The sequence below is a fragment of the Pseudanabaena sp. UWO310 genome (genome assembly GCF_006861605.1).
GTDB lineage: Bacteria > Cyanobacteriota > Cyanobacteriia > Pseudanabaenales > Pseudanabaenaceae > Pseudanabaena.
Map to the genome: position 1 here is coordinate 41,211 of NZ_SELU01000032.1, position 16,485 is coordinate 57,695.

Genomic DNA, 16,485 nt, shown 5'->3' on the forward strand with positions numbered 1-16,485 from the left:
TTGAAGGAAATCGCTATGACATGGCAGCAACCTGCAACACCTCTGCATCGATTTTATAGTTGTTTACCTTATCTCTTGCCGTTATCAGCGGGCGTAATTTATGGAGCTGTCCTCTTTCAACAGTTCCCTATTCTTCTATTTCCCTTTTTCCCGTTTATCTGGTTGTATGGCAATGTCTTAGCATTTCCCCTAGTTCCCGTACTTGGCTTGACGGGAGAATTTTTTCTGTTTATGGGGCTTTTCTTTTTGGTGGTAAGGGATGCCCGCGTTCCTCATTTCGTGCGGTTCAATACGATGCAGGCTTTACTAATGCAGATAGCGTTGTTTATCGCTCAACTTCTCTTTCAGTTAGTCGAGCAGATATCTAGCGATGCATTACCATCGGTAATTAATGCGACTATTGCTAATACCATCTTTATCGGCACAACCCTATTAGCTGGTTACGCGATTTATCATAGTATTAAAGGCGAGTATTCCGATATTCCTACTCTCTCACAAGCTGCTTCATTTCAGTGCGAATTATAATCAGTGCGAATATTCAGTACAAATATTCAGTGCGAATATTCAGTGCGAATTATAGATAGATTTAATCGGTTCATACCCCCATACTGAACTCAATAAACCCAAACGATTTAGAAACCAAACATGATTTATGGTACGACGTAGTTCAGTCAGTTATTTAGATCGGCTATACGCGAGCTTAACTTACCTATTACCGATCGCCGCAGTTGTGATATTCGGGGCATTCTTGTTTATTCAATTTCCGCCATTGTTAATCGTTTTTTTGCCAGTGATCAAACTCAACCAAATTTTGTCAATTTCAATTATTGATTTTATTTCGATTCGGTTTGTCACTTGGTTCTGTGTATTTATTTTTGTAGTTAGAAGCTATAAGGTCAACCATTTTACGCGCTTTAATGCGATGCAAGCTTTGCTATTAGATATTGTAGTGGCTCTGGTCGGAGCGATCGCTGAGTTGTTATCCGTAATCTTGGGCAAGGTGGCTTTTTTCCCCTTTTTATTACAAATTATCGCTAGTGTTACTTTTTTGGGCATTACGGCTGCATTTGCCTATTCCGTATTTCAATGCATACGCGGCAAGTATGCCGAAATGCCTGTGATTTCTGATGTTGCCTACTATCAAGTACGTTAAAAACCAAAAAAACTGTAGCGCACGCGCAGCGTGCGCTACAGTTTTTTTGGTTTTTTATAGCTATCGCTAAATGTAAACCCCAAGAATTGAGTGGCGGCGCGAAGCGCCGCCACTCAATTCTTGGGGTTTGATTTGTCCTCATTCAAGTGACTGTAGCTATATGTGAGATTAGCCGATACAAATCTTTCAATTCCTGCATAGTCTTGATGGACTTGGATATTGCTATAGCTACCGTTGACCTGTAAAAGCGATCGCACAGTTTCCGCTTGTCCAGACATCATTTCCACAATCCAAAGTCCGCCAGAAATTAAATATTCTGGTGCAGCATTGACTAAATTCCGAATATCATCAAGCCCATCTTTACCACCATCAAGAGCTGAATGGGGTTCGTGATTGGTAACTTCAGGCTGTAGCTTTAAAACTTCATGGCTGGGGATGTAGGGGGGGTTAGAAACAACTGCCGCTAGCTTATTTTGCAAATTTAATTTGGCTAAGGGTTCAAACCAACTCCCATGATGAAATTGAATTTGCTGACCATGTTTATCGGCATTAATTTGCGCAATTTCTAAGGCGGATTCACTCAGATCGATGGCATGAATTTGCGCTTGGGGGAAATGTTTGGCTAAAGCGATCGCGATCGCGCCGCTACCCGTGCCTAAATCTACCCAAATTCCATTATGGTAAGTCTCAGCTTGACTACTTTGAGCCACCAACTCCGCCACAAGATCAATGATTAATTCCGTTTCTGGACGGGGAATTAAAACGGCAGGAGTGACTGCTAGTTCTAAATCGCGCCATGTTACAGAGCCCGTTAAATATTGCACTGGTACCCGATCGCTTAATCTTTGATGCCAGAGGCGATCGAGATTAGCCAAGGCTGAGGGTGTAATTTTTTGCGTGATATTTGGCGATCGTAATCTTAAGTCCAGTTTATCTAACTGCGTTTGTCGTAATACGAGCCAATCTAATTCATAAACGGGAACATCATGTTGTTTGGCTGCTAATAAATTGCGATCGTACCATTCCCAGAAATTCATAACTTAATTTTTTCATATGTTATAACAAAAGGCTCGCTTAGCGAGCCTTTTCCTTACTTTTTCCGTTTATTCATATCTGCGAGATAAGCCCGTTGGTAATTGAGATAGCTACTATGCCATTCTTGAAAACGGCGATCGCCATCACGTACCAACATTTGACGATACTTTTCCGAAGAAATATATTCCTTTGTATTTGACATAAAGCATGTCCACTAAATTTAACTTGATTTCATCTAAGTAGTTATACCAATTCACGAAAGTGTGACAACACTTTTGTGAATTATAGCTACAGTCACTTGAATTAGGACAAATCAAAACCCAAGAATTAATTGGCGGCGCGAAGCGCCGCCAATTAATTCTTGGGTTTTATGTCCTAAAGAAGCAATTAGTTTTTAAAGCTTTGCCTTGGCAATCCTTTACAGCTTGACCACAAAGGCATCCGTTACGCCTTGAATATGCACGACTTCATCTAGCAAACCACTAGGTAAGGGATCGTCAATATTCAAGACCATGACGGCTTCACCGCGCACCATGCGACGACCGACTTGCATACTGGCGATATTGACATTGAAATTGCCAAGGAGAGAGCCCAGTCTGCCAATGATGCCAGGCATATCGCGGTGCAGGGTCAAGAGCATATAGTGCGTAGGCGCAACGTTGATTGGGAAATCATTAATGCTAGTAATCCGAATTTCGGACTTACCAAGCAATGCACCAGTTACGGACTGTTGACCTTGGCTACCATGGGCGGTGAGATGAATCGAACCACTGTAGTCTTCTACGGAAGGATCGCGGGTTTCGGTAACGTGAATGCCGCGTTCCTTGGCTTCAATACTGGCATTAACAAAATTAACGCGCTCGCGCAGAGCAGGAGTGAGCAAGCCTTTAAGAGCCGCTACCACGATTGGCTGGCTTTCGCTGTTAGCAATTTCACCTTGGAGCTTGACGTTGAGCGTATCCACACGTCCTCCCGCCAGTTGTCCGACCAGATTGCCCAGCATCTCGGCAAGTTGGAGGTAGGGCTTGAGTTTTTGCCATACATCGGGACGCAGCCCAGGAATGTTAACAGCCGATCGCGCTGGTAAACCAAGCAAGACATCGCGAATCTGCTCAGCTACGTCAACGGCTACGTTAGTTTGAGCTTCTTCGGTAGATGCACCGAGGTGAGGAGTCAAGATTACATTAGCTCCGAGTTCACGTAAGCCCGATTCCGCTTCAAGGGGTTCGTTTTCAAATACGTCAAGGGCAATGCCGCCGACTTTACCACTCTTAATGGCCGCGGCGATCGCCACTTCGTCGATGATCCCGCCCCTAGCGCAGTTGATGATTCGGACACCATCCTTCATAATCGCTACGCGATCGGCATTAATTAAGTGATGGGTTTCTTTCGTTTTTGGCAAATGGAGCGTGATGTAATCGGCTTCACGCAACAAAATTTCCAGTTCTACTAAATGTACGCCCAGTTTCTCCGCACGCTCTGCGGTTAGGAATGGATCGTAGGCAAGAATGCGCATTCCTAGAGCCTTAGCAACGGTAGCGACATGGGAGCCGATTTTTCCTAAACCGAGAATACCAAGCGTTTTTTTATAAACTTCAACGCCAGTAAAACTCTTACGATCCCATTTACCACCTTTAAGAGATTGGTTTGCCGCAGGGATAAAGCGGGAGAGCGACATCATCATCGCGATCGTATGTTCGGCGGCGGCGATCGTATTGCCTTCAGGGGAGTTGACAACCACGATCCCCATGCGAGTGGCGGTAGGAACGTCTACGTTATCGACCCCAACACCAGCACGACCGATGATTTTGAGGTTTTTGCCAGCTTCGACTGCTTCTTTGGTGAGTTTGGTGCCAGAGCGAATCATGATCGCATCGTATTCAGGAAGAATTTGGATCAGCTCTTCAGGGCTGAGGGTGGTTTTTACGTCAACGGTGGCGACTTGAGAAAGGATATCGATACCAACTTGATCGATGGGGTCAGAAACGAGAACTTTGGGCATAACGATTAAAAAATGTACCAGTGCCTATAGCGGAAAGTTTGCGGCTACGCTCTAAATCCTAAACGCACTTGAATTAACTCAAAATAAATGCAAGATAAACGCCAGATATCACGCAGCTTAGACACACTAAGACGGCAATAATTGCTTACATCAATAATATTAAAGCAAAAATGAACGCTCCCGCATTTCGTCAACACTTGGCAACACCTAAAAGAGAGAGGTTCGTTTAAAATCAAGCCTCTTTGAGAGCAATAAAGAGAGCCGTAGTGCTTAGCACTACGGCTCTCTTTAGGGTTTTATGACTGTAATTTCAAAATACCTCGCAGCTCACCTGCACGATTAGCTTTGGTGTGAAGATCGACGTATAATCCACCACTGTTCAAAGCTTGGAGCTGTTCGGAGGTGAGTTTGTATTCACCTTTAAGCCCACCACTTAAGCCATTGGGATTAACGGTAACTTGCAAAGCATACTGGAAAGCTCCGTTAGCAGTAGGTGCGCCTTTGTGAATATGTACGCCCGATGTAATGTTGGGATTGGGAGGTACTAAAGGATCTGTGGCATAGTCTCGTAAGGGGCTACTTAGATCGTAAAAACCACCACGGACAATCAAGCGATCGCCATTAAGGGCTGCTCCTACGACACCCGCCGCCGCTGTCGATACGGCATTTGGGTAGATTTCATCCCCTGTCAAAATTGCTGCAAAGCGAGTGAAGGTATAACTTTGACCGATCGATGTTTGTTCGGCGATTAGTTCAGCTTCGGCTTGGTGCTGATAATTTATAGCGGTATCAATTAGCTGAGGGTTAACCGCTGCAAGATTTACGGAATGGGCGGGAGCGCTAATATTGATGGCAAATAAACAGACACAAATACTAAGAACTAGACTGGATAAGAATTTCTGTGGCTTTCTGAGAAACTGAATCATAGTTGTTTAACGCGTTCAAAAAATGTTTTTGCCTTAAGTAGCCGTACATAATTAAAAGCCTGAGACAAAACCTGTGGCACAAACACAGCCTATACCACAGGTTTTTGGATTTTATATTTTGTGCCTAGCTACTTAAATCACCTGAAAAGAGCTATACAACTCTTGCTAGATGTTTTACGACTAAAAGTATTTACGTGCAAAAGATAGATTTGGATTTATTGCAGTGCTTCTGCAAGGGGTATATTTCGTGGTTGTGCAGTATTTACTGATTTTTGTGGCGGCAATGCTAGCAGGAGGTCTAAATGGAATTGCTGGAGGAGGAAGCTTTATTTTATTTCCTGTACTGATGTTTGTTGGTATTTCGCCGATCCCTGCCAATGCGACCAATTCGATCGCTTTATTGCCAGGTACCTTAGCTAGTGCAGGAGCCTATCGTCAGGAATTTGCCAAGGACAAGCGAGCGTTGATCCAAATTTGTGTGCTGGGGGCGATCGGTGGATTAGCGGGAGCAATTTTGCTGCTCAAAACGCCACCGATCGTTTTTTTACGCATTCTCCCCTACCTGTTGCTTACTGCGACGCTCGCTTTTGCCTTTAGCAAAAAACTGACGGTCTGGGTCGAAAAGCAACAGTCGAAATTCGCCCAACTCCAATCTTTGAGAACGGTATTGATTACAATTTTGCAGTTGGTGGTAGCGGTCTATGGAGGTTTTTTTGGTGGCGGCATGGGAATTTTGTTTCTCGCCTCCTTTGCCCTGATGGGAATGACCAACATTAATCGGATGAATGCTTATAAAACCCTCTTAACCAGTTGTATTAATGCGATTACCGTGATTCCCTTTGTCTTCGCTGGGGTAATTCTTTGGCAACAGGGGGCGGTCGCCGCGATCGGGGCATCTATCGGTGGTTATATCAGCGCTTACTATGCCCAAAAAATTGCGCCAATCATTGTGAGACGTTTTGTAATTGGGGTTGGTGCGGCGATGACCCTTTACTTTTTTGTGAAAAGTTGGCTGCCCTAGTTGAAAGGATATGGCTTTTGTCAAGGGTATTACTAGTCGCAATACAGAGTTAGAAAAGAAGGCTGGCGCTTCGCGCCAGCCTTCTTTGTTAGGGTAAGGATTCAGGAAAATCGTAAAAAAATAGCAATGAGGGTTATTTTTGAGGATGTATGGGAATTATCTCACTGGTGACTTCGGGGATTTACACCCTAGTCTTGCTATATGATCGGGTTAGCGATCGCATTTAGTTTGTAACTATAGGCTTTTATCTATATGTCTAATGTCATCATTCAAGGAGCAAAACACAGCTATAACCTCACGCCTGCGCCTCCTGTTGACAGCCATCCAGCTCCGACCATCGCTTTTTTACATGGTTGGATGCTCAGTCAAGCCTACTGGAAACCGCTAATCGATCGCTTACAGCTAGATTTTCAATGTTTATCCTACGATTTAAGAGGGTTTGGACTATCTGAAATTGGCGATCGCGATGAATATTCCCTAATTAGCTACGCAAGGGATCTCGAAGAGTTACTGGATCGTTTAGAAATTTCTCAAGTTTGGTTGGTGGGGCATTCCCTCGGAGGGGCGATCGCTTTGTGGGCAGCAAGTTTGTTAAGCGATCGGATTTTGGGTGTGGTTTGTCTCAATGCGGGGGGGGGAATTTATATTAAAGAAGAGTTTGAAAAATTTCGGAGTGCTGGCAAAATTATTTTAAAGTTGCGCCCCCGTTGGTTACAAAATCTACCTCCCATCCACGCACAATTTGCGAAGGATAGCGTTCAAAGCCCTCTGGATCTATTTTGGGGAAAACAACGAGCGATCGATTTTGTGTCTGCTAAGTATGCAGCCGCAAAGGGAACTTTGCTCGATTCGACCAGTGAAGAAGAAGTTCATAAATTACCGCAAATCGTCTCCAAGCTAAGCCAACCTATTTATTTCATAGCTGGCGCAAATGATAATATTATGGAGCCGAAGTACGTACGCCACCTAGCAAGTTTTCATCCTTCATTTAATGGCTATGGTGAAAATGTATTTGAGCTTCCTAATTGTGGACATATGGCAATGCTAGAACAGACAAATCTATTACATCGTCTTCTATTAGATTTATTAGCTAAACCCGTAGCCTCCTCTTGCATCTAAGTAGCTAGGCATAAGTAATAAAAACCAGAAGAGCATACCGCCCGCTGTGCGGGCGGTATGCTCTACTTGGTATAAATATTTAATGATGGGCGGTACTTTGTACCGCTCATCATTAATGGGAAGTAGGTTCTCAAACCTGCAAAAGAATCACCTGTTGCCTTTGGAGAGATCGCACATCATCTAAGCTTGCCTCCACGGATTGTAAGATCTGAGCGACAGTTTGCTGTTTTGTCTGATTCCCGTCACAAGCTAATAGGAACTTCCATTCAGCATCGCTGATACGCGCAAGCTGATAATTATAATCGAAGAAGTTGGGACTATCTTTCCAGCCATAGATACAGGGGCTAGGTTCGGGAATTGCGGCAAGTAAATCTTCGTCAACTTGCCAAGTCTTTTTAGGAATAGGTGGACGTGCCAAAAAGAACTCGTAATGCGAAATTGTATGGGGATCAAGAACTTCGATCAGGCGATAGCGTTGACGTTCTGTAAGATGTTGCGATCGTTCCATTAAGTCGGGTACTTTGCCAATTAATCGCGCTAAATCCCAAACCTGTGGGTTTGAGAAGCCAAGAAATTCTAATCCCGATGCATCGATTAATTCAAATACGGTATTCACATTGTAATTAATTTCTTGGGGATGCACGTACATATCAGCAAAACAGGCATCCTGTGTATTTTCCATTTCCCAACGTTCTTTCTCGCGACGGCGTAAAGCATTTGTTTCAGGAAGATTAGCAAAGATTTCCCTACCAATTTTTACGCCATCAACAAAATCGCCACGGCGATCGCCTTGTAGTAAGGCGATCGCTTCTTGCATTAAACGAATTTCCCAACGTCCTAATTCGCCATAGACAAAGATATGCAACAGTCCTCCAGGCGCAAGCTTATTAGCTAGTACCTGAATGCCTCGAATGGGATCGGCAGTATGGTGGAGGACTCCGACCGAGTTGATCAGATCGAATTCACCTTCAAGGCGATCGGCATCAAACAAACTGAGATGATGGAATTCGACTCTAGTTGCTCCCGAACTTTTACAACGTTCCTTGGCGACAGCTAAGGTTCCTTCACTAAGATCAATCCCCACGACATTTGCTTCAGGATTGAGATGCACCAGATACTCAGTGCTGACCCCCGATCCACAGCCAGCATCAAGAATCCGAATATTGTCTTTAGCAGGTTTTTGCCCAGTGCAAAAGTTATAGGCAGCCTGCCAATTCCAACGCCAGTTATATCCAGGAGGTGGTTCGTCTAGGATTGGTTCTGGGGGAAAGGGATAGGTATTGTAAAGGCTCGCTACGGCAGCACTGACCTTGGAATCGGACATAGATATTTTTTAGAATTGTTTTATTATTGGTTTAATATTTTAACGTCAGTATTGCCTTGGTTATCGGCTCCCCCTCAATATTCCTTGATAACGTCAGTTCGGGTTAAGCTGGCAAATTTTAAAAGCTCAAAAGTAAAAGCCTTGCTACGCAAGGCTTTTACTTTTGAGCTTTGAGAAATGGTGTTGCCATTTTTTGAATTGGTATAGCTGCTGCCAATCTTGTTAGGACAAAATTAAAGCCCAAAATAGTGTTGCCGCGCGGAGCGCGGCAACACTATTTTGGGCTTTATGCCCTGATGCTGTTGATGGTAGCTATGTTATGCCAATTCACGAAAGTGTGACAACACTTTCGTGAATTAAAAACTAAACCCAGTAAGGTTTTGAGATTCCCAAAATGGCAACGCCATTTTGGGAATTGGTATTATTCGGAATTATTCGGACGGGAAGGGATAAAATTAGCTTTGAGATTTTTAACTTCGGTGATGCAAAAGGTCTCAAAATCGATTTGATTAGGATGTTTTACGATGGCTCCCGTGCATTTGTGTGGTGTTACCAAAAAATTTGGACAAAATATCGTACTTCGAGATATCAATCTCGAAGTGAACGATCGGGAGTTTTTGGTTTTAGTGGGACCTTCGGGCTGTGGCAAAAGTACGCTGCTACGCCTAATTGCAGGACTTGAAGAGTTAAGTGATGGCTCCATTTATCTGGGCGATCGCCAGATCAATCATTTGCCACCTAAAGTACGTGACATTGCGATGGTATTTCAAAGTTATGCGCTCTATCCACACATGACCGTCTATAACAATATTGCCTTTGGTTTGAGAAGACAGCGATCGCTCAATTCATCTCCCTTATCTTGGTTTAATGCGACCAGAAAAAAACACCTTGCCGAGATCGACCAAAGAGTGCAGCAGGTTGCAGAAGCATTGCAAATTTCTCATTTATTAACCCGCAAACCTAAGGAATTATCGGGGGGGCAAAAACAACGGGTGGCGCTGGGAAGAGCGATCGCACGTAATCCTCAAGTATTTCTGATGGATGAGCCTTTATCAAATCTGGATGCCCAGCTACGGAGTGATACACGATCGCAGATCGTTCAGTTACAGAAACAATTGCAAGTAACGACGATCTATGTGACGCACGATCAAGTAGAAGCAATGACCATGGGCGATCGCATTGTGGTTTTAAATAAAGGCGATATTCAACAGGTAGATACACCTCTAAATATCTATCGCCAACCTGCAAATATTTTTGTAGCTGGATTTATGGGGTCGCCACCGATGAATTTCTTGCCCATGCGAGTCAATGGCGATGGCTCTTTACTGGGAGAAAGTTTGCTCAACCCGATCGCCATTCATGAATTACCTCTGAAAGAAGTTGGGCGCGATCGCTCTTTCACGATAGGATTCCGTCCTGAAGATTTACAACCTGCAACTTCAGAAACTGCTCACCTTGAGGGAACGGTGGAACTAGTGGAAGCGCTCGGCTCGGAAACGATTGTATTGTTAAAGTTGCCAGATGGCGAATTGAGAGCGAGAGTTTCGGCGGATGTTGGTTTAGAACACCATTGGCAAATTGGCGATCGCAGTTTCTGGCGGTTCGATCTCAATAAGCTCTATGCCTTTGATATCCAGTCAGGCGCTACATTGCACCATCCTTATAAGTAATACAGCAATTATAGATCAAATGAACCCCAAGGAAATTTTTGAAAGCCTTGCTATGCAAGGCTTTCAAAAATTTCCTTTGTTTGGGTTTGAGCGCAAAGCGCTGTAAGTAAGTAGCTAGGCTCAACCCCAAGAGCTGTAGCGCACGCGCAGCGTGCGCTACAGCTCTTGGATCTGGTTTTTAATTATGCCCAGCTACTTATCTGCTGATATTATGAGATGAATTATTTAGTTTGTGAGGATTATTAGCCATGGGCGAGTCAAAGCGCCGCAAGGAAGTCATGGGCGAAAAGTATGGAACCTCTGAGCCTGTAGCATCTTGGATCCCTTTTTTGACCAAGGACAAGGCAAATAAATTTGTCGAAGTCTCGACTCAAGCAGCTTGGTATGGCATTGGCGTAACCATTGCGATTTGGATAACGATTCGATTTATTGGTCCCGCCTTCGGTTGGTGGCACTTAGCTGACTAACTTATGACCTGTCATTTATTAATTCCTGCGGCGGGTAGCGGCAAACGAATGGGAGCCGATCGCAATAAGTTGTTGCTACCCCTGATCGATAAACCAATTTTGCAATGGACATTAGAAGCGGCGATCGCTTCGGAGGCGATCGCTTGGATTGGCGTGATGGCTCAGCCCCATGACTATCCAGATTTTCAACAGATATTTAATGAGATTAGTCAACTGAAACCAATTCGTCTGATTCAAGGTGGGGCAACTCGTCAAGCTTCCGTATTTAATGGCTTAAAATCTTTACCAACGGACTGCGATCGCGTTTTAATTCATGATGGCGCGAGATGTTTAGCGACACCAGAGCTATTTGATCGCTGTGATGCGGCTTTACAGAGGATGCAAGGTTTTATTGCGGCCGTTCCCGTCAAAGATACGATTAAAGTCGTTGATGGTTTGACCATTGTTGATACTCCTAATCGCGATCATCTTTGGGCAGCGCAAACGCCTCAAGGATTCCATTTGGAAACGCTCAAAAATGCTCATCTCAAAGCCTTAGAGTTAGGATGGGAAGTCACCGATGATGCCGCCTTATTAGAAAAGGTGGGATTAGCGGTAAAGATTGTCATGGGAGAAGAAACCAATCTCAAAGTTACGACGCAACAGGATCTGGCGATCGCTGAATTTATCTTGAAGCAACGCTCATCGAGCAATAAACTCAAAAGCTAGCCTAGCTGTCCTCAGGACTTCCCTTATACCAAATCACAAAATGGCGTAGCCATTTTGTGAATTAAAAACCCTTACTGGGTTTGGTTTTTAATTCACAAAAGTGTTGTCACACTTTCGTGAATTGGTATTACTTAGTATTTTCTCAAATTAACTACTCCCTTCCAATCAAGAAATAGTGGTGCGGGGCTTTGCCCCGCACCACTATTTCTTGACTGGGAAGGGAGTATCATTCAATTAAGCCTTTAAGCCTCGTAAAACGACCAACAGCTCGTTATCTTCGCGTTTAAATATGGGCAAAAATTCAATATGCATGTAGCGGACAATGCCCTGTATGTCGATAATGCAATAGGCGCGTTTGCTGCCAAACAAACTTGCAACGCCATATTTTTTGCAGACTTCTTGATTGCGATCGCTGAGTAGAGGAAATTGCAGCCCCAACTTTTTAGAAAATGCCAGATGTTTTTCGATGGGATCGGTACTAATACCTAAAATCTCGGCTCCTGCTTCCCGAAATTTTGTCCAATCATCTGCAAAACATTGCATTTCACTAGTACAGAGGGGAGAAAAATCGCCAGGGTAAAAGGCAAGTACAACGTTAGTTTTACCAGCATAGCGACTGAGGGTAATATCACCGCGATCGCTAGGTAAAGTAAAATCTGGAGCTTTTTGACCGACTTCGACAGGCATAGATTTTCCTATTCTTTAATTTTGAGCCTTTTGATTTGGGATTTAGACTGGAGCAGAGAACTTGTTTCGCAGCCAAACATCATCTTATCAAGAATACTTCCATGGAACGATCTGACATTAAATCTCCTAATCATTTCCTAACGATCGAACTATCGAGCGAAATCTATGCAGCCCTGTTAGCTAAGGTTGAAAATACGGGCAAAACAGAATCTGAATTAGTAATTCAGGGCTTACAGCATATTTTAAACGAGGATTTTGAGGAAGAGCGGTTTTCTGCTTTAGAAATGGCTTTGGAGCAAAAACTTCGGCAATATGTAGAAAAACTGCTCGAAGATCGGATCTCTTCTACGGCAACGGTTGAGCGTTCTACTAAAGACGATCGCCATACAAATCTTGACGCAGATCGCAACCTGCAAAAACAGCAGAACTCAATGCCAATTCCGACGATTCGACCATTGCAGATAGGCGATCGTGTTTTGATTCTCGAACCCGATAGCCCTTATTACATGGCAAAGTTATTAGTAACCAAAACTAGTTTGATTCGGGCTACAGTGGAGACAGATACGGGCGAAAAAACCTTCTTAAAAAGAGATTTACGGTTTGTCGAATCCCAGTCAGAAATCTAGGTATAGCTATAGCCAAATAAGTTAAGACATAAAACCCAGAAGAGTGTTGCGGCGCGAAGCGCCGCAACACTCTTCTGGGTTTTGTTTTTGTCCTGACATAACTGGCTACAGCTATAAATATGCGGCTGCTTACTTTTTTGCCTTGGGCAGTAGCTTTGGCGATCGCAAAACTTTAATAGCTGCTAATCCTGTAATCGACCCATAGATCGCTCCCTGCAATACACTTGCTAGCAGGCTAGATTGCAACATATAGCCGAGATTTAGTCCAAGGGCACTTAACGAAAGGGCGATCGCACTGGCAAACAGCCACAACCCGCCCGCACGAAACGATTTCAGTAATTGCCACTGGCATATCCCCACAATTGTGCCGATAATTGCAAAATCGATCACCAAAATCGAGAGGGTTGATAAGTTTTGTTCCTGCGCCCGCAGCGATAGGGATGGCGTAAAAAACACAATCGCTAACCCCATGCTCCAGCCACATAAAGTCAGGGGCAGCCACCAACCTTCCTTGGCAAAACGATCGCGCAACACCATTGATTGGGCAATAGAAAGCCCCACACCATGCAGAATCTCATTAAGAAAAATACGCGATCGCAGATCGTAGGGATCTTCCCAAATGAAGCAGGGTAATAGCGTATTGCCAACAATATTGGCAATTAGCCATAGCCACCAAAAGCTGCGTCCTACTTTTTTTGACATAGACTGTTGACGTAGAATCAAGGAAAACAAGTTAAACCATGACAGATACAGTATCAGGTAAATTGCTAGAGAAATTAACAGGCAAACGGGCGATTGTTACTGGTGCAAGTAGTGGAATTGGCAAAGAAGTCGCGCTGAGGCTTTTACAAGCGGGTGCAGAGGTAGGGCTTGTAAGTCGCAATCCCGATCGCATTCTTAGCGAATTGCCCATCCACAGTCATGCTAAAGCCTATGCCATTGACTTAGGCAAGATGGAGCGGGTTTCTAGCGAAATGCAAGCGGTCGTTGCCGATATGGGCGGTGTGGATATTTTAATCAATAACGCAGGGATGGCTTATATTGGTGAACTGATCAATATGCCCCTGACCGAATGGCAGAAATTATTTGACCTGAACCTTACGAGTGTATTTCTGAGCTTACAGGCGGTGTTGCCCACAATGCGATCGCAGAAAAACGGCACAATTATCAACGTCGCCTCGATTGCAGGTAAGCAAGGTTTTCCCAACTGGGCGGCTTACTGTGCCAGTAAATTTGCTCTATTAGGATTGACCCAAGCGATCGCTGCCGAAGAACAGTCCCACGGCATCAAGATCATGTCCATCTGTCCTGGTTCCGTCGATACCCCACTATGGGACAGCCTTGGCGATAAAGTCCCCCCAAGTTTCAATCGGGCTGCCATGCTCCGACCTGAGACCGTTGCTGAGTCAATCATGGCTTTAGTAAATCTTCCCGCCGATGCCATAGTCAATGAGCTTGTACTAATGCCCAATGCGGGCACTTTTTAGCCAAAACCCCCAAAGATAAGTGGCGGCGCTTTGCGCCGCCACTTATCTTTGGGGGTTTAATTATGCCGAACTACCTATTATAGAAATCCTGCGTATTACAGAAAAATTAATAAGTATTTATCATTGAGTATTTCAGCTTATCAACTGCCTACTCAATAAAAAGTATCACTACTCAATCACTACTCTACCCACAGAAAAATTTGCGAGAGATATCCTCTATCCAACGGATGGGATTAACTGAACCTTAACCCCGAAGCGCTTAAGCCATCAAGGAATAGTCTAGAATTATGTTGGCATGTTAAACCACGATTAGAAATGTCAATCTATTGAGAGACGCAATAGCTTCTACAGATCTGCGAATATGGGAGAATATATTAAATTTTATAGTTTGAATTATTAGTCGATCGCCTTTTTATGCAGGTACCTTTGGCTCTATTCAAACCAGAAATTTTGATGTTCATTTACTGTTTTCTCGGTATTTTTTCGGCTTCCTCGGTTTTAAATTAATCCACTGGATATTTAGTAAGTATCACACCATGACGATCAGTATTTCTCGCCCTGTCAGCAACACTTCTGAGAACGATTCCAAAACTGCAAAAGTCCGCGAGTCTTTATCTACTAGAAAAGCAATTTCACAAATTATTCGTGAGCGGGTGATCGCAGCAGGCGATCCTTTTTTTGCCAATGACTCGATCGCTCATCACATCAGCGATACCGAACGAGAAGAGCTAAAGAAAGAAATCGAAGGAAAATTACAAGGTGTTTTTGACTCTTTAATTATCGACACAGCAAACGATCACAACACCAAAGAAACTGCCCGTCGGGTAGCGAAGATGTATGTGGATGAGGTATTCAAGGGGCGCTACCATCCCATGCCCAAGGTTACAGATTTCCCGAATGCAAAGGAACTCGACGAGATCTACACCCTCGGTCCGATTACCGTACGTTCAGCATGTTCTCATCACTTTGTCCCCATCGTTGGTCAAGCATGGATTGGGATTGTCCCAAGCGATCGCGTAATTGGCATTTCCAAGTTTAATCGTATTGTGGACTGGGTCATGAGCCGTCCCCATATCCAAGAGGAAGCTGCCATCATGGTTGCCGATACTATTGAAAACCTGATTAAGCCTAAGGGGTTAGCCTTTGTGATTAAGGCTCAGCATATGTGCATGACTTGGCGTGGAGTCAAAGAACCCGAAACCAAGATGGTTAACTCGATCGTGCGTGGTTCCTTTAGACATGACCCCCATATGAAAAAAGAATTTTTCGATCTGATTCGCGCTCACGGATTTGGCGATTCGTAAAATCCTCATTGCTTTAAATTAAAACCCAATAATTAAGTGGCGGCGCGAAGCGCCGCCACTCAATTATTGGGTTTTATGTCTTATAGCAATTTCAAGCCTAGTAAAGGTTTGAAATTCCAAAAATGGCGTTGCCATTTTTGGAATTGGTATTAGTACACTTGGCGACAGCTATAATTTGTGAGCCCTAGCATCTATAGTGTTTTGTAGAAGATTTTATATTTTTTATATTAAAGATGATGAAAAATTGGCTGAAGCGATCTTTGAATTTGATTTTATGTGTAGCGATCGCAAGTTGTATAAGCCTAAGTATATTGCTGGGGTCTTTCTTTGCTGGGGTACAACCCGTTCATGCCAAGCTTACCGATGACACTTACGATGGTAATATTTTTGCCCTCTATGGAGGCAATGGCTCTATTGTCCCCCCAAGAATTAGCCTCGCCCAATCCCTCGAACTAGGACGTGCCGCCATGGTCGTTTTCTACGTTGATGACAGTGCCGACTGCAAAAGATTTTCACCCATTCTCAACCTAGCCCAAGGCTTTTACGGCAAGACCATCAGTCTAATTGCCGTTCCTGTGGATAGCTTGGACTTACAAAAAAAGAACTACGCGCCCACCGAAGAAGCCTACTATTTCAAGGGCACAGTTCCCCAAACGGTACTGATTTCTGGTGATGGTAAAGTTAGCTTTGATCGCGAGGGTGTATTTGGTTTTGAAGAACTCGACTCCGCGATTCGTAATCTGCTCGGACTACCCGATGCTCCTGCCGAATTAAAATTCCGCAAAACCGATAAAGTAATCAACGAACTCAATCCTTAATACCAATTCCCAAAAGTGTGGCAACACTTTTGGGGATTGAAACCCAAACCCAGTAAGGGTTTTAAAATTATAAAATGGCGTAGCCATTTTGTAATTTGATATAAGATTATTAATCCTATAGGTAAGGATGGGCGACGC

At 43.9% G+C, this 16,485-nt stretch carries 18 protein-coding genes; 11 read left to right on the forward strand and 7 right to left on the reverse strand.

What is annotated here, in order from left to right; all coding sequences use genetic code 11:
* The first annotated feature begins 15 nt into the window (after positions 1-15).
* Together PseudUWO310_RS12255 and PseudUWO310_RS12260 are read left to right on the forward strand one after the other, a co-directional pair.
* A complete protein-coding gene (locus tag PseudUWO310_RS12255; protein ID WP_142601631.1) occupies positions 16-525 on the forward strand; it encodes a Tic20 family protein in 510 nt (169 codons plus the stop codon).
* A gap of 127 nt (positions 526-652) precedes the next feature.
* Positions 653-1,153 carry a Tic20 family protein gene (locus PseudUWO310_RS12260; protein WP_142601633.1) on the forward strand — a complete coding sequence of 167 codons (501 nt, stop codon included), beginning with the start codon at positions 653-655 and terminating at the stop codon, positions 1,151-1,153.
* Positions 1,154-1,266: 113 nt separating this feature from the next.
* Here PseudUWO310_RS12260 and prmC read toward each other — a convergent pair whose 3' ends face one another.
* The 4 genes from prmC to PseudUWO310_RS12275 form a co-directional block, all read right to left on the reverse strand.
* The gene (gene prmC, locus PseudUWO310_RS12265; protein WP_142601635.1) at positions 1,267-2,190 is read right to left on the reverse strand and encodes a peptide chain release factor N(5)-glutamine methyltransferase; all 924 of its coding nucleotides are present in this window, start codon (positions 2,188-2,190) and stop codon (positions 1,267-1,269) included.
* Positions 2,191-2,243: 53 nt separating this feature from the next.
* Positions 2,244-2,390, reverse strand: coding sequence for a hypothetical protein (locus PseudUWO310_RS22930; RefSeq protein WP_190316003.1), 147 nt, complete (start codon positions 2,388-2,390; stop codon positions 2,244-2,246).
* A 216-nt stretch (positions 2,391-2,606) separates the two neighbouring features.
* The gene (gene serA / locus PseudUWO310_RS12270; RefSeq protein ID WP_142601637.1) at positions 2,607-4,190 is read right to left on the reverse strand and encodes a phosphoglycerate dehydrogenase; all 1,584 of its coding nucleotides are present in this window, start codon (positions 4,188-4,190) and stop codon (positions 2,607-2,609) included.
* 296 nt (positions 4,191-4,486) lie between these two features.
* On the reverse strand, positions 4,487-5,116 hold the full coding sequence (locus PseudUWO310_RS12275; protein WP_142601639.1) for a CHRD domain-containing protein: 630 nt from the start codon (positions 5,114-5,116) through the stop codon (positions 4,487-4,489).
* Positions 5,117-5,339: 223 nt separating this feature from the next.
* Here PseudUWO310_RS12275 and PseudUWO310_RS12280 point away from each other — a divergent pair, with 223 nt between their 5' ends.
* Positions 5,340-6,137, forward strand: a complete 798-nt coding sequence (locus PseudUWO310_RS12280; RefSeq protein ID WP_142601642.1) for a sulfite exporter TauE/SafE family protein — start codon at positions 5,340-5,342, stop codon at positions 6,135-6,137.
* Between the two features lie 252 nt (positions 6,138-6,389).
* Positions 6,390-7,256 carry an alpha/beta fold hydrolase gene (locus PseudUWO310_RS12285; RefSeq protein ID WP_142601644.1) on the forward strand — a complete coding sequence of 289 codons (867 nt, stop codon included), beginning with the start codon at positions 6,390-6,392 and terminating at the stop codon, positions 7,254-7,256.
* Between the two features lie 130 nt (positions 7,257-7,386).
* Here the strand turns inward: PseudUWO310_RS12285 and PseudUWO310_RS12290 are convergent, their stop codons facing one another.
* On the reverse strand, positions 7,387-8,580 hold the full coding sequence (locus tag PseudUWO310_RS12290) for a class I SAM-dependent methyltransferase (protein WP_142601646.1): 1,194 nt from the start codon (positions 8,578-8,580) through the stop codon (positions 7,387-7,389).
* Positions 8,581-9,104: 524 nt separating this feature from the next.
* Between PseudUWO310_RS12290 and PseudUWO310_RS12295 the strand changes: the two genes are divergently transcribed.
* The 3 genes from PseudUWO310_RS12295 to ispD all read left to right on the forward strand — a co-directional run bounded on the left by PseudUWO310_RS12295 (position 9,105) and on the right by ispD (position 11,425).
* Entirely contained in the window at positions 9,105-10,250 is a 1,146-nt protein-coding gene (locus tag PseudUWO310_RS12295; protein ID WP_142601648.1) for an ABC transporter ATP-binding protein, read from the forward strand.
* A gap of 248 nt (positions 10,251-10,498) precedes the next feature.
* Positions 10,499-10,717, forward strand: coding sequence for a DUF2839 domain-containing protein (locus PseudUWO310_RS12300; protein ID WP_009627911.1), 219 nt, complete (start codon positions 10,499-10,501; stop codon positions 10,715-10,717).
* A gap of 3 nt (positions 10,718-10,720) precedes the next feature.
* Positions 10,721-11,425, forward strand: a complete 705-nt coding sequence (gene ispD, locus PseudUWO310_RS12305; protein ID WP_142601650.1) for a 2-C-methyl-D-erythritol 4-phosphate cytidylyltransferase — start codon at positions 10,721-10,723, stop codon at positions 11,423-11,425.
* 234 nt (positions 11,426-11,659) lie between these two features.
* Here ispD and PseudUWO310_RS12310 read toward each other — a convergent pair whose 3' ends face one another.
* On the reverse strand, positions 11,660-12,112 hold the full coding sequence (locus PseudUWO310_RS12310; RefSeq protein ID WP_009627913.1) for a peroxiredoxin: 453 nt from the start codon (positions 12,110-12,112) through the stop codon (positions 11,660-11,662).
* Positions 12,113-12,213: 101 nt separating this feature from the next.
* On the opposite strand from PseudUWO310_RS12310, the gene PseudUWO310_RS12315 reads away from it, so the two are divergent.
* Entirely contained in the window at positions 12,214-12,738 is a 525-nt protein-coding gene (locus PseudUWO310_RS12315; protein WP_142601652.1) for a hypothetical protein, read from the forward strand.
* Between the two features lie 129 nt (positions 12,739-12,867).
* On the opposite strand, the gene PseudUWO310_RS12320 is transcribed toward PseudUWO310_RS12315, so the two are convergent.
* Complete coding sequence (locus tag PseudUWO310_RS12320; protein ID WP_142601654.1) at positions 12,868-13,440, reverse strand: hypothetical protein; 573 nt, start codon at positions 13,438-13,440, stop codon at positions 12,868-12,870.
* Between the two features lie 38 nt (positions 13,441-13,478).
* Here PseudUWO310_RS12320 and PseudUWO310_RS12325 point away from each other — a divergent pair, with 38 nt between their 5' ends.
* The 3 genes from PseudUWO310_RS12325 (at position 13,479) to PseudUWO310_RS12335 (ending at position 16,347) form a co-directional block, all read left to right on the forward strand.
* Positions 13,479-14,225: an SDR family oxidoreductase gene (locus PseudUWO310_RS12325; protein WP_142601657.1), complete on the forward strand. Its 747-nt coding sequence runs from the start codon at positions 13,479-13,481 to the stop codon at positions 14,223-14,225.
* A 536-nt stretch (positions 14,226-14,761) separates the two neighbouring features.
* Positions 14,762-15,529: a GTP cyclohydrolase I gene (gene folE / locus PseudUWO310_RS12330; protein ID WP_009627348.1), complete on the forward strand. Its 768-nt coding sequence runs from the start codon at positions 14,762-14,764 to the stop codon at positions 15,527-15,529.
* A gap of 236 nt (positions 15,530-15,765) precedes the next feature.
* Positions 15,766-16,347 (forward strand): thylakoid membrane photosystem I accumulation factor, encoded by a 582-nt coding sequence (locus PseudUWO310_RS12335; RefSeq protein ID WP_009627349.1) that lies wholly within the window; start codon positions 15,766-15,768, stop codon positions 16,345-16,347.
* Positions 16,348-16,485 lie beyond the last annotated feature (138 nt).